This is a genomic window from Deltaproteobacteria bacterium RBG_16_64_85 (assembly GCA_001798885.1).
Taxonomy (GTDB): Bacteria; Desulfobacterota; Deferrimicrobia; order Deferrimicrobiales; family Deferrimicrobiaceae; genus FEB-35.
This window is the reverse complement of record MGQW01000008.1, coordinates 14494-34175: the sequence shown is the minus strand read 5'-3', so window position 1 is coordinate 34175 and position 19682 is coordinate 14494. Positions and strand designations below refer to the sequence as shown.

The window sequence follows — 19682 nt, the reverse complement described above, 5'->3', positions numbered from 1 at the left end:
CTATAAGAGGTATCGACGGGCCTGGAGAAGAACTTTAGCGGGGGCCGCGAGAAGATGCGCACCGGGCGCGGGAAGGCATTCGGGGAAAGAGGGCTGGGAGGGAAGGGGTCGAACCTTCATTAGAGGCTCCAAAGGCCCCTGTCCTGCCGTTAGACGACCTCCCAGCGCAAAGCCATCCGGAGGAGTCGACCGTCATCTCCCCCCGGTGAGGGGGCTCACGCAGGCTGTCCGGTGGACGGCTCCGGAGAATCTTATCGGGCTGCCACCATGCCGTCAAGCTTGCGCATCTCGAGTTCGTACTCCGAAAGGACTGCATTCTCGATTCTGTCGCGGGTCTCGTTGTTGAGCGGGTGGGCAGTGTCCCGGTAGGTGCCGTCCTTTTTCTTCTTGCTGGGCATCGCGATGAACAGCCCGCTGTTGCCGTCGATGATCTTCAGGTCCCGCACCACGAAGCAGTTGTCGAAAATGATCGTCGCATACCCTTTGAGCTTCTCGTTGCCGGACACCGGATAAACCTTGACCTCGGTGATTTCCATCTCCCCCCTCCTTCCCCTTCCTCAGATGTTTCGGGCGACCAACAGCTTCCGCCCGTCTTCCAGCGAAAGCATCCCCCGCGCACCGCGCACGCCTTCCGCGCTCTCGAACAGCCCGAATACCGCCGAGCCGCTGCCGCACAGCCCCGCCGCCCTGGCGCCGGCGGACAACAGCTCCCCCTTGATCGCACGGATCTCCGGCCGGACGCCCTCCCACGCACTCTCGAAGTCGTTGTTGACGGCGGGAACCAGATCCTCCCAGGTCCGGAAGGCGGGAATTTCCGCCGCCACCGGGGGATCTCCCGTTCCGCGCCGAAGATTTGCGTACCCTTCCCTCGTGGAAAGCCCGAACGGCGGCTTGACGATCAGCGCGTGGAACGGGACGCCCCACTCGACCGGCGTAAGGCGTTCGCCGATGCCTTCCGCCATCGCCGGTGCTCCCAGCGTGAAGAAGGGGACATCCGCCCCGACCCGGGCCGCCATCCCCAGGAGCGTTTCCCGCTCGGGAATTCGCCCCGTGAGGGCCATCAGCCCCTTGAAGGTCGCGGCGGCGTCCGAGCTGCCGCCCCCCAGGCCCGCCTCGGCCGGAATCCTCTTCCGGATTCGTATCCGGACTCCTTTTGGTGCACCCGCCCAATTCATGAACAGCGCGGCCGCGCGATGGCAGGTGTTCGCACTGTCGGTAGGGACAACAGGGTCGTCGGTCTCTACCTGGATTCCCGCATCCGTCTCCTCCACAATGACCTCGTCATGGAGGGATACGGGGACCATGACCGACCGTATGTGGTGAAACCCGTCGGGACGCTTGCCGAACACTTTCATGGAAATATTGAGCTTGGCGGGAGCAAGAAAGGAGAATCCACTGGATGCGTTCACACGGTGCCCATATCAAACGTTGTTTTTAAAGCAACATACCCGGGTCATCGGCATTTGTCAAGCATGTGGGCGGGACCGTCGATTTCGGCAGGATCTTGTAAAAAAACCTTTACAGTACCTACTGGTTACGAGAGCCGGCGCCTTCTCTGGAATTCAACCATGCTTTTGAAACCGGAAACCCGTTTTCGCGTCGGCGTCGACCCGGACGGTATCGCCCTCGCGGAACTCTCCCTGCAGGATTTTCACCGCCAGGGGATCCTGGATCTGCTTCTGGATAGCCCGCCGCAGGGGCCTTGCCCCGTACGCCGGGTCGTATCCGATGTCCGCGAGCCGCTCCCTGGCCTTCGAGGTCAGGGTCACGGCCAGCTTCCGGTCGGCCAGCCGGAGGTTCACCTCGTGGAACATAAGGTCGACGATCGCAGACAGTTGCTCCTTCCCCAATGCCCGGAAGAGGAGGATCTCGTCCAGGCGGTTCAGAAATTCGGGCCGAAACGCCCGACGGAGCTCCTCCATCACGCGGTCGCGGATGACCTCCTCCCCCTTCCCGGCCATTTCCTGGATCCAGTGCGATCCGATGTTGGAGGTCAGGACCAGCACGGCGTTCCGGAAGTCGACGGTGCGCCCCTTCCCGTCGGTCAGCCGACCGTCCTCGAGGATCTGCAGGAGGATGTTGAAAACGTCGGGGTGGGCCTTCTCCACCTCGTCGAACAGAATCACCGTGTACGGCTTCCGGCGCACGGCCTCGGTCAGCGCACCACCCTCCTCGTAGCCCACGTACCCCGGCGGGGCGCCGATCATCCGGGCCACGGAGTGCTTCTCCATGTACTCCGACATGTCGAGCCGAACCATGGCGGACTCGTCGTCGAACAGGAACTGCGCCAGCGCCCGGGCAAGCTCCGTCTTCCCCACTCCGGTGGGCCCCAGGAACAGGAACGACCCGATGGGCCGGCGGGGATCCTTCAGCCCCGACTTGGCTCTCCGGACCGCGCTGGACACCATCCGGACGGCCTCCTCCTGCCCCACGACCCGTTTTCCCAGGCGTTCCTCCATCTTGAGGAGCTTTTGCACCTCCCCCTCGACCAGCCTCGAAACCGGGATCCCCGTCCACCGGGAGACGACCTGCGCGATATCCTCCTCGTCCACCTCTTCCTTGAGGAGCCTGCCTTCCTCCCCCGGTTCGGAGACGGCCCGGGAGATCTCCTCCGCCTCGCGCGCAAGCGCCGGGATCGTCCCGTACTTGAGCTCCGACGCCTTCTCGAGGTTCCCCTCGCGCTCCGCCCGTTGCATTCCGGAGACCGCTTGCTCGATGCGTTCCTTGACCGCCCGGCCCCTGGCGATCGACTCCTTCTCCTCCCCCCACCGGGCTCGGAGCCGCGACGCCGCATGCGACAGGGACAAAAGTTCCTCGTCGATCCGCGCACGCCGCTCCCTCGACGCCGCGTCGGTTTCCTTCGAGAGCGCCTGCTTCTCCATTTCGAGCTGGATCTTCTTCCTTTCCACCTCGTCGATCACGGTGGGGACGGAGTCGATTTCAATCTTGAGCTTGGACGCCGCCTCGTCCATCAAGTCGATCGCCTTGTCGGGGAGGAACCGGTCGGTGATGTACCGGTGGGAGAGCGTCGCCGCTGCGACCAGCGCCGAATCCATGATCCGGACGCCGTGATGCACCTCGTATCGCCCCTTGAGCCCCCGGAGGATCGCGATCGTGTCCTCCACCGAAGGCTCGTCCACGAGCACCGGCTGGAACCGCCGCTCGAGCGCGGCATCCTTTTCCACGGTTTTCCGGTATTCGTCCACCGTCGTCGCGCCGACGCACCGCAGCTCCCCCCGCGCCAGCGCGGGCTTGAGCATGTTGGAGGCGTCCATCGCCCCTTCCGCCTTGCCCGCCCCGACCAGCGTGTGGAGCTCGTCGATGAACAGGATCACGCGCCCTTCGGCGGCATCGATCTCCTTCAGCACGGCCTTGAGCCGGTCCTCGAACTCCCCGCGGTACTTCGCCCCGGCGATCAGCGCGCCCATGTCCAGCGCCAGCACCCGCTTGTCCTTCAGCCCTTCCGGGACGTCGCCGGTGACGACGCGCTGGGCCAGCCCCTCCGCGATCGCTGTCTTGCCGACGCCCGGGTCGCCGATCAGGACCGGGTTGTTTTTCGTCCGACGCGAGAGAACCTGGATCACCCGCCGGATCACATCGTCCCGGCCGATCACCGGGTCGAGCTTCTCCCGCCGGGCCATCTCGGTCAGATCCCGGCAGTATTTCTCGAGCGCCTGGTATTTGTCTTCCGGATTCTCGTCCGTGATCCGCTGGCTCCCCCGGATCGACGCGAGGGCGGAAAGGAGCGACTCGCGGGTGATCCCGTGCTTCCGGAGCAGGTCGGCTGCCTGGCCTCCGGCTTCCGCTGCGAACGCCAGGAAAAAGTGTTCGGCGGACAGGTACTCGTCCTTGAAGGCGTCCGCCTCGGAGAGGGCGCGGCTGAAGAGAGGCTCCATGCGGGGGGAGAGCCCACGGGTCACGACTCCCGAGACCTTCGGAAATGCGGCCAGAAGAGAATCCGCGGCGGCGAGAAGACGCGGGAGCGTGACGCCGGCCCGGGCGAAGAGGTCGTCCGCGATTCCGCCCTCCTGCCGCAGGAGGGCGGCAAAGAGGTGCTCCGGCTCCACCTGCGCGTGCCCACGCTCGGAAGCCATGCGGATCGAGTCCTGAAGCGCCTCCTGGGACTTGATTGTGAGCTTGTCCAGGGAAATCATCGGGTCCCCGTAAAGCGGCCCGCCCCGAGAAAGAGACCGGGCGGGCCTTAAGGGAAGATCTACTTGTTCTTCACGGCGAGGAAGATCCGCGCGTCCCCCCGCTCTACCAGGAACAGCACGGTCCTTTCGCCCATTACCTGCTTCAGCCGCTTCTGGAACTCAGCGGTGCTGGCAACCGCCTGCCGGTTGATTTGCCGGACGATGTCCCCTTCCTGGAACCCGGCTTCGTCTGCGGGACTCCCGCGATCGACGGAGGTGACCAGCACGCCCTTCCGGTTCTCGATTTCAAGATGCCTGGCGATTTCGGGGGTGATTTCCTGAACCGTCAGCCCCAGCCCCTTGGTGAGATCCGGCGCACCGGCGCGTCGCCCGGGCTCTCCCTCCATCTCGCTGATGGTCACGGGGAGCGAGAGCTCCTTGCCCTCCCGGATCACCTTGACGTCGACCTTTTTCCCAGGCTGGATGGACGCGACGATTTGGGGAAGCTCATGCTCGTCGGCAACGGGCTTCCCGTTGAACGCCACGATCACGTCCCCCGAGCGGATCCCCGCTTTTTCGGCGGGCCCGTCCTTGGTCACGTCCGCCACCAGGGCCCCTTTCTTTCCGGGGACGGCAAGTGACTCCGCCATGTCGGGGGTGAGCCGCTGGATGTAGACCCCCAGCCATCCCCGGGTGACCTTCCCCTTCTCCTTGAGCTGCCCGAGAATCGATTTTGCGAGGTGAATCGGGGTGGCGAAGCCGATCCCCTGCCCCCCCTGGATGATCGCCGTATTGATCCCTACGACCTCCCCTCTCAGGTTGAAGAGGGGGCCGCCGGAATTCCCGGGGTTGATCGACGCGTCGGTCTGGATGAAGTCGTCATAAGGGCCCGAGCCGATGATCCGCCCCTTGGCGCTCACGATCCCCGTTGTGACGGTGTGACCCAGGCCGAAGGGGTTCCCGATCGCGAGGACCCACTCCCCGATCTCCAGCTTCTCCGAATCGCCGAGCCGGACGAAGGGAAGCTTCTTGGTGGTCTTGATCTTGATGAGCGCGATATCGGTCTTGGGATCGGTTCCCACCACCTCCGCCTTGAACTCCTCCTTGTCCAGGAGAGTCACCGCGATCTCGTCGGCCTTCTCCACCACGTGATTGTTGGTGAGGATGTACCCGTCCTCCGAAACGATGAACCCGGAGCCCAGGCTCCTGCGCTTCTGCTCCCTGGGCATATGACCGAAGAAGTTGTTCCAGAACTCCTCGAAGGGGTCCTGCTGCCCGAAGGGCGCGCGCATCCGCGGCCGGTTGAACCGGACCACCTGCGTGGTGCTGATGTTGACGACTGCCGGGGAGACCTCCTTGAACAGCGTCGGGATGTCCACCGGGAGCATCCGGACCGACGGCGAGGTCGGGACCGCGGAGTCCTTGTCCTTGTTCCCCAGGAACAACGCGTTGCTGATCGGCGACAGGTTGAACGCCGCCGAAATCACGAGCCCGGCGGCCACCGCCGCCAGCACGAGGATGACGACCTTGCTCTTCCGGATCACTTCTCCTTCCCTCCTGCGCCCTGCCCCGCGTTCAGCACCGCGAGATACGCCATCCGGAGATGGTACAGTCCCTCGCCCATCACCTCGTTTTCCTCGGACGTCAGGTTTCCCTTCGTCTTCTCCTGAAGGATCACGAGGATGTCGATCGAGTCCTTGGCGGCCGGCAGGTTGACCGGCGATCGCTTGCCGTCCGGTGTCTGGATCATCCCCAGGTGGGCCATCGCACCAAACTGCAGCGTTCCCACCAGGTCCAGGAACGTGGGACCGCCCACCGCGGCGGGTTCGTCCACAGGGCTTTTCTTTCCTTCGACACCCTCGGGCTCCGGCCGGTTCCCGGTTTCCTTCGGGGGTACGGGGGGTGGTGGAGCCACGGAGGGTTTTCCTTCTCCCTCGTCGGCCATCCCCCGCTTGTCGACGATCTTGAATCCCCTCGGTTCCTGTTCAGACATCTAGGCGGGCACCTTTTGAGTGATGACGGCCACTTCCCCCCCGACCTCCTCGACGAAAAAGCGATCGGATTCCTTCCAGCGCAGGGTGATCGGCATCTTCACCTTATCGTCGATGAATCGCTTGAGGAACCGTGCGCCGTACTTCACGCTGAAGCCGGCACGCGTCAGGGCGGAGAGGGCGGCGTCGCTCACGTCCACCGTCTTCCCGTGCCCGGCCATCGTGGCCCGGATCTGGGCGACGTACAACGCGGCGATCGCCTTGACCTCCTCGAAGGAGAGCGGGGAAAAGACGATGACGTCGTCGAGCCGGTTGATGAACTCCGGCGCAAACCGGTTTTCGACCGCCTTCAGCACGCTCTTCCTGACCGGTTCGAAGTCCTCAGGGCCATGCGCGAACCCCAGCGGCCGGGTCAGTTTCGCCAGCTCCTCGGCCCCCAGGTTGCTCGTCATGAGGATGATCGCGTCGGAGAAGTAGACCTTTTTCCCCCGTCCGTCGGTCAGCCACCCCTCGTCGAACACCTGGAGGAAGAGGCTGTGCACGTACGGGTCGGCCTTCTCGATCTCGTCGAGCAGGACCACCGTGTAGGGGTTGTCCCGCACCTGGTTGGTGAGGATCCCCCCCCTCTCGGAGCCGACGATCCCCCGCGGCATCCCGATCAGCTTGTCGACGGCAAGCGTCCCGTCGCGGTACTCGGACATGTCGACGCGCACCATGTGGCGCTCGTCGCCGAAGAGGTACTCCGCCAGCGCCTTGGCCATTTCCGTCTTACCGACGCCGGTGGGCCCCAGGAACAGCAGCACGCCGTCGGGTCGGTAGACATTCGGTTTGAGCGGCCCCTTGTTGAGCCGCAGCGCCTTGGCGACCGCTGCGATGGCCTCCGTTTGTCCGACCACCCGCCGGGAGAGCTTCTCCTCGATGTCCCGGAAGCGGTCGATGACGTCCCGCTTCACGATGTCCACGGGGGTCTTCGTCTCCCCCGAGATGACGTCCAGGACATCCTTGGCCGAGACGGTCTTCTCCTCGCCCCCGCGGATCTCCACGCGGACGCAGGCCGTGTCGATCCAGTTGATGACCTTGTCGGGCAGCCGCAAGGACCGCGCATACCGGTCGGACATGGAGAGCGCGCGGTCGATCGCGTCGTCCTCGATCTCCACCCCGTAGTTGGCCTCGAGCCTCGGCTTGAGGCCGAAAAGGATCTCCCGGGTCTCGTCGATCGTGGGCTCCTCGATCTTGACCACGCGGAACCGCCTCGAAAGCGCCTCGTCCTCCTGGATGATCTCCTTGTACTCGGTGACCGTGGTGGCGCCGATGATCTGCACTTCGCCGCGGGCCAGGCTCGACTTGAAGATGTTGGCCGCGTCGGAAGGGACCCCCATCGCGGACCCCGCCCCGATCAGGGTGTGGGCCTCGTCGATGAACAGGATGATGTTCCGGCGCTCCTTGACCTCGGCGATCACCTTTTCGATCCGGTCCTCGAACATCCCCCGGAAGACGGTCCCCGCCACGACCGTGTTCATCTGCAGGTTGATGATCTGGCTCTCCCGCAGACGCTCCGGGATCCGGTGCGGCTCGTACTCCAGCCGCATCGCCAGCCCTTCCGCCACGGCGGTCTTGCCGACGCCGGGGTCGCCGATGATCATCACCGAGTTGCTGCGGTCCTTGTGGCAAAGGTACTCGACGATCTGGTCGATCTCCCGCTCGCGCCCGATGATCGGGGGGATCTTCCCCTCCCGGGCGAGCAGGTTCAGGTTCACCCCGAAGGCCCGCAGGTTCGCCGGCAGCTCGTAGCGCTTGCGGAACTCCTCGACCTTCTCCTCGCGGCTGCGCAGCTGCGAGGCGAAGCGGGACAGCGCGAGGGCGGGGTCCACGCCGTAGCTCTTGAGGATCCTCGCCGGGATGGAATGGACTTCGTGGAAGATCCCCAGGAAGAGGTCCTCGGACTCGATCTGGGTCCGGCGGTTCCTCTGGGCCGTTTCCCACGCGACGCGAAACACCTGCTTGGTGGCGGGGGGAACCTTGAGTCCCACCCCGAGGTACTGGCGGGAAATGTTCAGGTGCTCGTTCACCGAATAGAGCACCGCCTCGACGTTCAGCCCGATCGACGTCATGAGCTCCCGGAACAGCGGCTTTTCCTGTTCGGCGAACGCGATGAACAGGTGCTCGAGCCCCAGGTAATAATGGTGCCGCCGTTGCGACTCCTCGATCGAGGCATTCAGCACCCGCTGCCCGGACTCGGAGAGCTTCTCCCGGTAGAACGATATTTCCATCATGGCTTTGGGATTCTCCTCTCGGACGGCCTCACCGGGTCGTCGCAACCGCCATCGACCGCAGCCGCTCCACCCGCTTCTCGACGGGAGGATGCGTGCTGAACATCGAAAGTACCCCTTTGCCCGTCAGCGGGCTGACGATAAACATGTGCGCCGTCGCCGGCGTGGCGTCCATCGGGACCTCGCGGGAAATCCCGGAAATCTTCTCCAGCGCCCTCGCCAGCGACAACGGCTTCCCGCAGAACTTCGCGCCGGTCTCGTCGGCAAGGTACTCCCGGGAACGGGACACGGCCATCTGGATCAGCATCGCGCCGATCGGCGCCACGATCGCCAGGAACAGCATGCCGACGATCCCGCCGCCGCCTTCCTCGTCCCGGTCGCGCCCTCCGCCCCCGAAGATCGCGGCGAACTGGGCAAACCGGGCGAGCATCATCACCGCCCCGGCCAGCGTCGCCGCCACCGTCCCGACGAGGATGTCCCGGTTCCGCACGTGGGCCATCTCGTGCGCCAGCACCCCCTCCAGCTCGTCGGGGGACAGCAACCGCAGGATCCCTTCCGTCACCGCCACGGCCGCGTGCTCCGGGTTCCTCCCCGTCGCGAAGGCGTTGGGGGAATCCGTCGGGATGAGGTAGACCTTCGGCATCGGAAGCCCTGCCGCAAGCGAAATCCGCCGGACGACGCCATGCAGCTGCGGCGCCTCCGCCTCGGAAACCTCCTTGGCCCCGTACATCCTGAGGACGATCTTGTCGGAAAACCAGTACGCCCCGAAATTCATCAGCACGGCCAACCCGAAGGCCATCACCATGCCGTTCTGTCCTCCCACGGCATTCCCGATGAGGAGGAACAAGGCGGTCAGCACCGCCAGCAGCAATCCCGTCTTCAGCGTGTTGCTCATCTTTCTGGGTTCTCCCTTTCTCCTATGAGATACGAAGCGTGCCCTGCGGGTATTGATTCCATTATAGACAAATCAGTTCCAATCGCCTCTCAAATTCGGGTCCTCGAACGCAACGACCTTTTCCACGAGCTTGAGGAACTCCTCCGAACGGGCGCCAGGAACCGCTACGTGCAGAATTACGTATTGGTCTCCACGCGACGTGGTGCCCGGCGCGGGGACCCCTTTTCCCCGGAGACGGAGCTTCCTTCCGCTGGAGGAGCCCGGGGGGATCGACATCATCACCGGGCCGTCGATCGTGGGGATCGAGATTTTCGCCCCCTTCACCGCCTCGGAATAGTGGATGGGGACGTCGAGGAGGACGTCGTTCCCTTCCCGGCGGAAATACGGGTGCGGGATCATCCGGATCGTGATCACGAGATCCCCGCTCTTGCCCGTCCCGGCCGACTCCTCTCCCTTCCCCGCCACGCGGATCTTGGAGCCGTCCTGCGCGCCGGCCGGGATCTTCACCTTGACCCTTTCTTCGCCTTCCGTGATTCCCGAGCCGAAGCACTGCGGGCATCCCTTGCGTCCCGAGCGGCCCGAGCCGCCGCAAGACGCGCAAGTCCGGGGGCGGTTATAGCGGACTTCACGGACCATGCCCTGGGCCATGTCCATAAACTCGACCGCGACCTCCGCGTGGACGTCGCGCCCCTGTCCCCCCTGGGCGACCCCCCCCCGCCCCCCGCGGAGCAGGTCGCCGAGGATCTCATCGAAGTCAACGGTCTCGGTGTGGTACACCCGTCCGCCAGGCTCGAAGCCGAAACCGCCCGGCCATCCAGATGGGCCTCCCTGCCGGAATCCCCCGGAGAAGGCCCCGCTCCGGATGGCGTCGTACTCCTCCCGCTTCTTCCTGTCGCTTAAGACCGCATGGGCCTCGTTGATCTCCTTGAACCTGGCTTCGGCCGACTTGTCCCCCGGGTTGACGTCCGGATGGCACTTCCTGGCCATCCGCCGGAACGCCTTCTTGATGTCCTCCTCCTTGGCGCTTTTCGGCACCCCGAGGATCTCGTAATAGTTTTTTTTCGGATCCATCCCCGCCTACTTCACGTCGACTTTGATCTGCTTGGGCTTGGCCTGCGCCTTCTTGGGGAGCTGCACTTCCAGCACCCCGTCCTTGAACTTCGCGCTGATCTTGTCCTGCTCCACCGAAGTCGGCAGGGAGAAGGAGCGGTGGAACGACCCGTAGGCCCGCTCGATCCGGTGATAGTTCTCCTCCTTTACCTCCTTCTCGAACTTCCGCTCTCCGTGCAGGGACAGGATGCCGTCCTTGACCTCCACGCCGATCTGGTCCTTCTCCAGGCCGGGAAGCTCCGCTTTGACGACGACGGAGTCCTCCGTCTCGTAAATGTCGACCGCGGGCGTCCACATCCCCTTCGCGAGCGCCTCGTCGCGCCCCCGGGTCCGGGAAAAGGTATCCTCGAAGAGCTGATTCATTTTGTCCTGGATGCCCGACAAATCCCTCAAGGGATCCCACCAACGTACGATGGCCATGGCTTCTCCTCCTTTGCTTCGGTCTTTGATGTGAGCCGGCTTGGCCGGCCGGGCCGGCCGGTTTGCGGCGGTTTCCTAACCGATCAGGCGGCCACCTGGATCTGCTTCGGCTTGGCCGCTTCCTTCTTCGGGAGATGGACCTCCAGGACGCCGTTCTTCATCCTGGCGGTGATCTTCTCCTCATCGATGGAGCCTGTCAGCTTGAACGAGCGGTGGAAGGCGCCATAAGACCGCTCGATGCGGTGGCAGCTCTCCTCCTTGACCTCCCGCACCAGTTTCCGCTCGCCGCGCAGGGTCAGGACCCCTTCCTTGTACTCGACGCCGATCTGGTCCTTCTCCAAGCCCGGAAGTTCCGCCGTGACGACGATGTCGTCATCGGTTTCGTAGATGTCGACGGTCGGCGCCCAGCCACCAGCCGCGAGCTCTCCCTCCCGTCCGCCGCGTGCGCGGCCGACGAAGTCTCCGAACAGCTGGTTCATCCTCTCCTGAATGGTTGACAGTTCCCGAAACGGGTCCATCCAACGAACGATCCTCATGGTCGTTCCTCCTCTCTTCCGGTCCGCGCGGGGCCGGATTCTGGTTGCTCCGGGGGTTACTTTTTCCCCGGGTCTTCATATTCCGCTTCGACGACGTCCCCTTCCGCTCCCTTTCCTCCTCCCGCGCCTCCCGCAGCCTCGCCTCCCCCCGGCGGCGGGGGCGAGGAGGCCGCCTGCTGGTACATCTTTTCCGCAAGGGCATGCGCTTCCCGCATCAGCTTTTCCGAAGCGCCGCGCAGGGTCGCCTCATCGTCCGATTTGAGCGACTCCTTCGCCTCGGACACCGCGGTCTCGACCTTCGCGACCAGGTCGGAAGGCAGCTTCTCCCGGTTCTCCCGGATCGTCTTCTCCGTGTTGTAGACCAGGGAGTCGAGGTGGTTCCGCGCCTCGATGACGGCCTTCCGCTGCCGGTCCTCGGCGGAGTGCACCTCGGCCTCCTTCACCATCCGGTTGATGTCCTCCTTGTTCAAGCCGGTCGACGCCGTGATCGTGATCTTCTGCTCCCTGCCTGTCGCGGTGTCCTTCGCGTTGACATGCAAAATGCCGTTGGCGTCGATGTCGAAGGTCACCTCGATCTTGGGGACGCCGCGGGGCGCTGTGGGAATCCCCTCCAGGTGGAACCTGCCCAGCGTCCGGTTGGCCGCCGCCATCTCGCGCTCGCCCTGGAGGACGTGGACCTCGACGCTCGTCTGCCCGTCCGCCGCGGTGGTGAAAAACTCGCTCTTGCGCACCGGGATCGTGGTGTTTCGCTCGATCAGCTTCGTCATCACGCCCCCCAGCGTCTCGATCCCCAGCGATAGCGGTGTCACGTCCAGGAGGAGGATGTCCTTGACCTCGCCCCCCAGAACCCCCGCCTGCACGGCGGCGCCGGCGGCCACGACCTCGTCGGGGTTGACCCCCTGGTGCGGGTCCTTCCCGAAGAAATCCTTCACCATCTGGACGACCTTCGGAATCCGCGTGGACCCGCCGACGAGGACAACCTCGTCGATCTTGCCCACCGGAATCCCGGCATCCTTGACCGCCAGCTCGCACGGTTTCAACGTCCGGTCGAGGATATCCTGGACCATCTGCTCGAACGACGAGCGGGTGAGCTTCATCTGCAGGTGCTTCGGTCCCGTCGCGTCCGCCGTGATGAACGGCAGGCTGATCTCGGACTCCAGCACCGAGGAGAGCTCGATCTTCGCCTTCTCGGCCGCCTCCTTCAGGCGCTGCAGCGCGGTACGGTCCTTGGAGAGGTCGATCCCCTGGTCCTTCCTGAACTCGGCAATGATCCACTCGATGATCCGCTGGTCGATATTGTCTCCGCCCAGGTGCGTGTCGCCGTTGGTGGCCTTCACCTCCACGACGTTGTCGCCCACCTCGAGGATGGAGATGTCGAAGGTACCGCCTCCGAAGTCGAATACCGCGATCAGTTCGTTCTTCTTCTTGTCGAGACCGTAGGCGAGGGCCGCCGCGGTGGGCTCGTTGATGATCCGCAGGACCTCGAGCCCTGCGATCGTCCCGGCGTCCTTGGTCGCCTGCCGCTGGGAGTCGTTGAAGTAGGCCGGCACCGTGATGACGGCCTGCTTCACCTCCTCGCCGATATAGGTCTCTGCGGCCTTCTTGAGTTTCCCGAGCACCATCGCGGAGATCTGCTGCGGCGTGTGCTCCTTTCCCCCCGCGGAAACGCGAGCCTCCTGGTTGGGGCCCCGGACAACCTTGTAGGGGACGAGCTTCATCTCCTCGGTGACCTCGTCGTACCGCCGGCCCATGAATCGCTTGATGGAGAAGACCGTGTTCTCGGCGTTCAGCACCGCCTGGCGCTTTGCCACCTGGCCGACGAGGATTTCGCCGCCCTTCCCGAACGCCACCACCGACGGGGTGAGCCGGCTCCCTTCCTCGTTGATGATGATCTTGGGCTCCCCGCCTTCCATCACGGCGACCACCGAGTACGTCGTCCCGAGGTCGATCCCGATAATCTTGGCCATTGTCCGTTGCTCCTTCCGCTCGTTATTTCGATCAGATTTCCCGCAATACCTTCGCGATGAACCGCACCAGCACCTGCCCGTCGACCGGCTTGGTCACGTACCCCATGACGCCCGCCCCGACGGCCCACATGCGCCTTGCCCTGCTGTCCTCGGCGGTCAGCAGGAGGACGGGGATGCGCGAGGCGATGCGGCCAATCTCGATCTGCGCTTCCAGACCGCACAGGGACGGGGTGTCCAGGTCGACGACCAGGAGATCGGTCCCCCCGCGCACCACGCTTTCCAGCCCCGCGGTGCCGTCCGTGAACAGTTCCGTCATGGCTCCCGCCTCGGACAATGCCCCGAGGATGGGGCCCATCGGCCCGAAATCATCCGCCTGCGAATCCGCTATAAACACCACTCTTCGGGTCACGGCTCCTGCCTCCACATGAAAACACAACAAGTTCCGTGCCACGGTCGGCAACCCGGCAGAGATTGTTATCCATTGAATATTGCTTGGAAATTTTAATTACACGAAGAGAGGTCCTGACGGCAACCCTGGCGTCGAATCAAATTGAGAGTGTTTTACCTCCTTCGTACTATCATTTTGATCGTCGAATCTTCCTTCGGCAGGGGTCGCAATGCCCCATCAAGAGATGCCGTATTCCTTGACCTTGCGGTGAAGAGTGGCAATGCCGATCCCCAGGATCTTCGCCGTCTCCTTTTTGTTCCCCTTCGTTTCCTTCAGGGCTGCCCGGATGGCGTCGCGCTCGATCTCCTCGAGGGTCCTGATGGCGGGGAGCGGGATCGGCCCGTCTGCCGAGGGAGGAATGCTCCCTTCGACGATTCCGGGCGGAAGGTCCTCCGGTTCGATCGCCTCTCCCCTGGCGACGAGGGCGGCCACCTCCATCGCGTTTCTCAGCTCGCGCACATTCCCCGGCCAGCGGCAGGCGAGGAGCGCCTTGAGCGTTCCGGCGGAGAGGCGCTTCGGCGCTGCCTTGTTTTCCTGTCCGATCTCCTGCAGGAAATGGTCGGCGAGCCGCGCGATGTCGTCCCTGCGGTCCCGCAAAGGAGGCACGATAATACGGAAGACGTTAAGACGGTAGAAAAGGTCTTCCCGGAAGGCCTTCTGCGCAACCCGCTCCTTGAGATCCTGGTTGGATGCGGCCAGGATCCTGACGTCGACCTTGATCACCTGCGAGTCGCCGACCCGTGAAATCTCCTTCTGTTCGATCGCCCGCAAAAGCTTGGCCTGCAGCGGCTGGGCCATGTCTCCGACCTCGTCGAGAAAAAGGGTTCCCCCCTCCGCGGCCTCCATCTTCCCCTGGCGAGTGGCAACGGCACCGGTAAAAGCCCCCTTCTCGTGGCCGAACAGCTCCGATTCCAGCAGGCTCTCGGGGATGGCGGCGCAGTTCAGCGGGAGGAACGGCTTGTTTCGCCTGGGGCTCAAGCCGTGGATGGCCCGGGCCACGAGCTCCTTCCCCGTTCCGCTCTCTCCCTGGATGAGGACGTTCATCCGGGTCGGTGCGACGAGCCGGATCTTCCGGATGACCTCCTCCATCGCCCGCGAGAATGCGATGATCCCCTCCGGCCCGTACCGCTGCCCCATTTCCTCCCGCAGCTGTTCGATCTCCCGGTTCTTTTCCCGATCCTTCACCGCCTTGAACACCGCGGCGCGCAGCTGCGGGATCCCCACCGGCTTCTCGAGGAAGTCCGAGGCGCCCGCGCGCATCGCTTCCACCGCGTTGTAAACGGTTCCGAAGGCGGTGAGCACCACCACCGACACCCCCGCGTGCTCCGCGACGACCCGGCCGATCACCTCCATCCCGCTCAGGCCCGGCATCTTCAGGTCGGTGAGGACGACGTCCGCCCCCTCGGAGGAGAGGTACGAAAGCCCTTCCCGGGGATCCGAGAACGGGTGAACTTCGTACCCGTCCCGGCGCAGCGCGGCGGCGACGCTTCCCAGGCTGTCGGGGTCGTCGTCGATGACGATCACGCGGGGCTTCCCCCTCATCGGACCTTCTCCGGAAGCAGTCCCTTCTTCGATCTTCCCGAAAGCATCGTCTTGAACTGAGCTTCGGAGGGAAGGAGGATGGTGGCCGTCGTCCCGCGCCCCTCGCGGCTGCGGATGGAGATCTTCCCGCCATGATCACGGACGATCTGCCGGACGATGGGAAGCCCCAGCCCGCTGCCGTTTTTCCTCGTGGTGAAGAAGAGCCGGTAAATCTGACTGCGCTCCGCCCGGGGGATCCCGCGCCCGTTGTCCTGCACCCGCACGAAGGGCCGGCCCCCCGAAAGCCCCGTCACCACGCGGATCCGCTTGCAATTCTTGTCCATCGCCTCCTCGGCGTTGAGCAGGAGGTTCAGGAGCGCCTGCTTGAGCTGTTTCTCGTCGGCCAGCAGGGGAAGGGGCGCCTGGTGAAGCTTCGTGATCAGTTCGATTCCGCGGCGGGAAAAGTCGAGCTCCAGGAAGCGGACGGTCTCGGCGACGACCCGGTTCAGGTCCGCTAGGATCAGTTCCATGGAAGGGGGGCGGGCGAACCTGAGGAAATCGGTAAGAAGATCCTTCAGCCGTTGGGTAACTTTCAGGTTGGACTGGGCCATCGAGAGAAGCTCTTCCTTGCGCGCCTTGTCGCTGTCGGGGAGGTCCGAAAGCATCTCTACGAGGAGCTGGCCGTTTATGTAGAGGGAGTTCAACGGGTTGCGGATCTCGTGGGCCAGGCCCGACGCGACCGCTCCCAGGTCGGCTATCTTCTTCTTCGTCCCCGTGGTCGGCACGAGCCAATTGTACAACAAAAATGCGGGAATTCCGCCCGATACGGGGGGTGACCCCCCGCGGTCGTCACCTGTATTCCACGGTCAATATCGGAGCGGTATTCAATGAAGGCCCGTCTGAGATCTCGACAAGTCCATCGGCGCCCGGCACCAGGTCGAGCAGGAACCGGACCTGGAAGTTCTTCAGCCCTTGCCTCTGCGCTTCCAGCATCAACGAAGTAACGTCGATTCTCACGAAATTGTTGATATCGGCAGCCAGAAAATTGAACGGAGATCGCGTGGCAAAGGGGATGGAATTAAAATCTGCCGGCCTGAGATGGGTTATTGGAAAAGGAACCAGATCCACCAGCGTCGGGACGATCGAGGAGAAGCTGACGTTGAAAACAAAAACCTCTATGTCCGCCGACACGATTGTCGCACCGGACGGAACGACCCCGCCACCATTGGAGCCATCGAGCGGAAAATCCATAAATGCACGGAATTCGGTCCCTGTTCCGCCGAGACCGAACAGCACAAAGTCTGGCCTGGGGGTAATGTCCTGGGAAAACGTGAACGTGGAAGGGGGAGTGAACGAGATATCGCCGTCGGCGTTACGGTCGCTGAACGTCTGTACGATGACCGTGTCGTTGCGATTGCCGCCGCCTCCGCATCCCGCCAGGGAAACCGCCAGAATCAGCGCCAGCCCCAGAAGTAGCAGCTTCTTCATCGCCAGCCCCCTTGTCCCGCTTTTTCTGTTCGACGACCCCGATTATAAGATATTCAACTCCGGAATACGTACCAAGTTTTCCGCGTAGCCGATCGCGGTGGCTCAGAACCTGAACTGTACGGAAAGAACCGGCGCGAGCCCGGGGTCGGGAGGCAGTCCGCCGGACCGGTTACCCGCCCCGCCCACGACCTGCGCCAGCCCTCCCGTGCCGAAGATCCGCAGCTGGAAAAACCGGACGGACGGGTTGTCGACATCCGCCTGCAGTTCGGGGATCACGCCGAAGGATGCCGGCTGCGGGCTCGCCGACGGCAGCAGCCGGATGCCTGCAATGACGCTGCCCACCGCCACTCCGGGTGAGCCGAAGGCGGAAAACGCCAACACCGACCCATAGTGGACGTGATCGAGATCCAGGAGGAGATCGCCGCTCCCGGGGAGCGGATCGATCCGGTCGACGAAAAACGTAACCGTGGCCGACTCGACGAGCGCCCCGACCGGGATTCCGTCGATCGGGAAGGAGAGGAACCCCCGGTATTCCGGCCGTGGAGAAGGAGCGAAGGGGTCGAACCCGGAAAAGATCACCGCCCCCGTCGTCACGAGGCCGTCCTGGCGGATATCCCCGTCAGTGCGCGGATCGCTCGCCACGACGAAGCTGCCGGGCGTCGTGCCGCTTCCGACCGACAGGAACAGCGAGAAACTCCCCCCGCAGCCGGCGATCAGAAGGAAGTTCACCATCGCAAGCGCGAAACGGTATATCGGCATCGGACTCCCCCCGGCATCGACACCTTGGTATTTTTACATATTGGTATTGTTATAATTAACCGATTCGGCTGACCGTCAGGCGGCCCGATCGAAAATATATTTCGGGGAAAGAAGATCCGTTGGAACGCCGCAGCTCGCTCGAGGAACCGGCCGGGTTCCCCTGGAAAAAACTGTTTCTTCTGGGCTTCGTCCTCTGTCTCTGCTTCCTCCTGGGGGGGGCGGCGGCACTGGCCCTGTTGGCGCAATTCGGCGACTTCCCCTCGATCGAATCCGCCGCAGCTTACCGACCGAGTGTTTCCTCCAAGATCTACGACCGGAATAACCGAATTGTCGGGGAGATTTACCTCGAGAAGAGGACGGTCGTCCCCTACCAGGCGATCCCGAAACACGTCGTGAAGGCCTTCCTTGCCGCCGAAGATGCCAACTTCTTCAAGCATAAGGGGGTGGATTACATCGCCATCGCCCGGGCGGTGCTGAAGGACCTCCTGTCGGGCGGGTTCGCCCAGGGGGCAAGCACGATCACCCAGCAGACGGTCAAGTCGCTCTTTCTCACGCCGGAGAAGAGCATCCGGAGGAAGCTCAAGGAGATCATCCTCGCGTATCGCATCGAGAAGAAACTGACCAAAGAGGAAATCCTCTTCCTCTACCTGAACCAGATCTACCTTGGGGATGGTGCCTACGGGGTGGAGGCCGCCTCGCGAGCCTATTTCGGGAAGGGGGTCAATGCCCTGAACGTCGCGGAGGGGGCGCTGCTCGCGGGGCTCACCCAGGCGCCTACCCGCCATTCCCCGAGGAACCATCTCGACCAGGCAAAGGCGAGGCAGCGATACGTTCTCCGCAGGATGGTGGAGGTGGGATTCCTTGCCTCCCCGGAGGCGGACCGGGCCTACCAGGCCAGGATCACGCTGGCCCCGCCCTCCAGCTTCCGTTCCAAGGCAGCGTATTTCCTGGAATACATCCGGGCCTACATCCAGGAGAAGTACGGCTCGGATGCCCTCTACAAGAGCGAGATGCAGATCTACTCGTCGATCGACGGTCCCCTCCAGGAATTGGCCCACAACGCGCTGATCGAGGGCGTCCGCAAGACGGAAGAGAGGAACAAGTACAAGGGACTGCAGGGGGCCATCCTGGCGATCGACCCGCACACCGGCGGGGTTCTCGCGATGGTCGGCGGGGTGGACTTCGCGGAGTCCCAGTTCAACCGGGCGATCCAGGCAAGGAGACAGCCGGGGTCTGCCTTCAAGCCGATCATCTATACCGCTGCACTGGATAAAGGAAAGACCGTCGTCTCGACGGTGGACGACTCCCCCATCGAGTTCGATCGGAACGAGGACGAGCTGTGGAAGCCCAAGAACTACGACGGCACGTTCCTCGGCCCCATCCCCATGCTGGAGGCGCTGGCCAAGTCCCGCAACCTGGCCACCGTCCGGCTCCTCAACGAGATCGGCGTCGACACGGCGATCCAGACGGCCAGGGCGCTGGGGATCGAATCGCCGATCGAGCGGAACCTCTCCATCGCGCTCGGCTCCTCGGGGATCACACCGCTGGAGATGTGCGCGGCCTACGCCGCCTTCGCCAACGGAGGGGTACGCCCCACGCCCTACTTCATCCGGGAAGTCCGGGACGGTTCGGGAAGGATCCTGGAGAGCACCGAGCCCCAGACGAAGCGCGCGATCCCCCCGGAGACCGCCTACCTGACCGTCCGGCTGATGCAGGAGGTGATCCGGAGCGGAACGGGGACGGCGGCGCGCGGGCTCGGAAAGTACCTTGCGGGAAAAACGGGGACCACCAACGAAAACACCGACGCGTGGTTCATCGGGTTCTCCCCTGACCTTCTGGCGGGAGTCTGGATCGGCTTCGACACGCCGAAACCGCTGGGCGACCGCCAGTCGGCCGCCGTGGTGGCGCTGCCGATCTGGATCCAGTTCATGGGCCGGGCGCTGACGCAGTACCCCGAACGGGACTTCCCGGTTCCGCCGGGGGTCACCTTCGCCCGCTTCGACCCAGCCACCGGAAAGGCTCTTCCCCCGGGAGCAACCGAGGGGATCTCCCTGCCCTTCCGGCTGGGGACCATCCCCGAGGCGGGTCCCGCAGGGAAGCAGCGCTTCCCTCGCCGGCAGCCGTCCGACGACCTGCTCTAGACC

At 63.9% G+C, this 19682-nt stretch carries 17 protein-coding genes and 1 tRNA gene; 1 reads left to right on the top strand and 17 read right to left on the bottom strand.

The features are described 5' to 3' along the window. Window positions 1-90 precede the first annotated feature (90 nt). The 17 genes from A2Z13_08040 to A2Z13_07960 all read right to left on the bottom strand — a co-directional run bounded on the left by A2Z13_08040 (window position 91) and on the right by A2Z13_07960 (window position 17538). Window positions 91-164: transfer RNA gene (locus tag A2Z13_08040), tRNA-Gln, on the bottom strand. A gap of 87 nt (window positions 165-251) precedes the next feature. Further along, entirely contained in the window at window positions 252-536 is a 285-nt protein-coding gene (locus A2Z13_08035) for a septation protein SpoVG (GenBank protein ID OGP81121.1), read from the bottom strand. A 21-nt stretch (window positions 537-557) separates the two neighbouring features. Continuing rightward, entirely contained in the window at window positions 558-1355 is a 798-nt protein-coding gene (locus A2Z13_08030) for a 4-(cytidine 5'-diphospho)-2-C-methyl-D-erythritol kinase (protein ID OGP81120.1), read from the bottom strand. A gap of 207 nt (window positions 1356-1562) precedes the next feature. Further along, window positions 1563-4154 carry an ATP-dependent chaperone ClpB gene (locus A2Z13_08025; protein ID OGP81119.1) on the bottom strand — a complete coding sequence of 864 codons (2592 nt, stop codon included), beginning with the start codon at window positions 4152-4154 and terminating at the stop codon, window positions 1563-1565. Window positions 4155-4213: 59 nt separating this feature from the next. Then, entirely contained in the window at window positions 4214-5677 is a 1464-nt protein-coding gene (locus A2Z13_08020) for a hypothetical protein (GenBank protein OGP81118.1), read from the bottom strand. Beyond that, entirely contained in the window at window positions 5674-5898 is a 225-nt protein-coding gene (locus tag A2Z13_08015; GenBank protein ID OGP81150.1) for a hypothetical protein, read from the bottom strand. Before A2Z13_08015 ends, A2Z13_08020 begins: the two co-directional genes overlap by 4 nt. 228 nt (window positions 5899-6126) lie before the next feature. Beyond that, window positions 6127-8397 (bottom strand): hypothetical protein, encoded by a 2271-nt coding sequence (locus A2Z13_08010; GenBank protein ID OGP81117.1) that lies wholly within the window; start codon window positions 8395-8397, stop codon window positions 6127-6129. A gap of 28 nt (window positions 8398-8425) precedes the next feature. Then, entirely contained in the window at window positions 8426-9289 is an 864-nt protein-coding gene (locus tag A2Z13_08005) for a protease HtpX (GenBank protein OGP81116.1), read from the bottom strand. 72 nt (window positions 9290-9361) lie between these two features. Continuing rightward, window positions 9362-10360: a hypothetical protein gene (locus A2Z13_08000; protein ID OGP81115.1), complete on the bottom strand. Its 999-nt coding sequence runs from the start codon at window positions 10358-10360 to the stop codon at window positions 9362-9364. A gap of 6 nt (window positions 10361-10366) precedes the next feature. Continuing rightward, on the bottom strand, window positions 10367-10819 hold the full coding sequence (locus A2Z13_07995; protein ID OGP81114.1) for a molecular chaperone: 453 nt from the start codon (window positions 10817-10819) through the stop codon (window positions 10367-10369). An 83-nt stretch (window positions 10820-10902) separates the two neighbouring features. Further along, window positions 10903-11355, bottom strand: a complete 453-nt coding sequence (locus A2Z13_07990) for a molecular chaperone (GenBank protein ID OGP81113.1) — start codon at window positions 11353-11355, stop codon at window positions 10903-10905. Between the two features lie 56 nt (window positions 11356-11411). Next, window positions 11412-13322 carry a molecular chaperone DnaK gene (locus A2Z13_07985; GenBank protein OGP81112.1) on the bottom strand — a complete coding sequence of 637 codons (1911 nt, stop codon included), beginning with the start codon at window positions 13320-13322 and terminating at the stop codon, window positions 11412-11414. A gap of 31 nt (window positions 13323-13353) precedes the next feature. After that, window positions 13354-13677, bottom strand: a complete 324-nt coding sequence (locus A2Z13_07980) for a hypothetical protein (GenBank protein OGP81111.1) — start codon at window positions 13675-13677, stop codon at window positions 13354-13356. 270 nt (window positions 13678-13947) lie between these two features. Further along, the gene (locus A2Z13_07975) at window positions 13948-15312 is read right to left on the bottom strand and encodes a hypothetical protein (GenBank protein OGP81110.1); all 1365 of its coding nucleotides are present in this window, start codon (window positions 15310-15312) and stop codon (window positions 13948-13950) included. Continuing rightward, window positions 15309-16076, bottom strand: coding sequence for a hypothetical protein (locus tag A2Z13_07970; GenBank protein ID OGP81109.1), 768 nt, complete (start codon window positions 16074-16076; stop codon window positions 15309-15311). Before A2Z13_07970 ends, A2Z13_07975 begins: the two co-directional genes overlap by 4 nt. Before the next feature lie 64 nt (window positions 16077-16140). Further along, complete coding sequence (locus A2Z13_07965; GenBank protein OGP81108.1) at window positions 16141-16779, bottom strand: hypothetical protein; 639 nt, start codon at window positions 16777-16779, stop codon at window positions 16141-16143. A gap of 102 nt (window positions 16780-16881) precedes the next feature. After that, window positions 16882-17538, bottom strand: a complete 657-nt coding sequence (locus tag A2Z13_07960) for a hypothetical protein (GenBank protein OGP81107.1) — start codon at window positions 17536-17538, stop codon at window positions 16882-16884. Between the two features lie 119 nt (window positions 17539-17657). Here A2Z13_07960 and A2Z13_07955 point away from each other — a divergent pair, with 119 nt between their 5' ends. Then, window positions 17658-19679, top strand: a complete 2022-nt coding sequence (locus tag A2Z13_07955; GenBank protein ID OGP81106.1) for a hypothetical protein — start codon at window positions 17658-17660, stop codon at window positions 19677-19679. Window positions 19680-19682 lie beyond the last annotated feature (3 nt).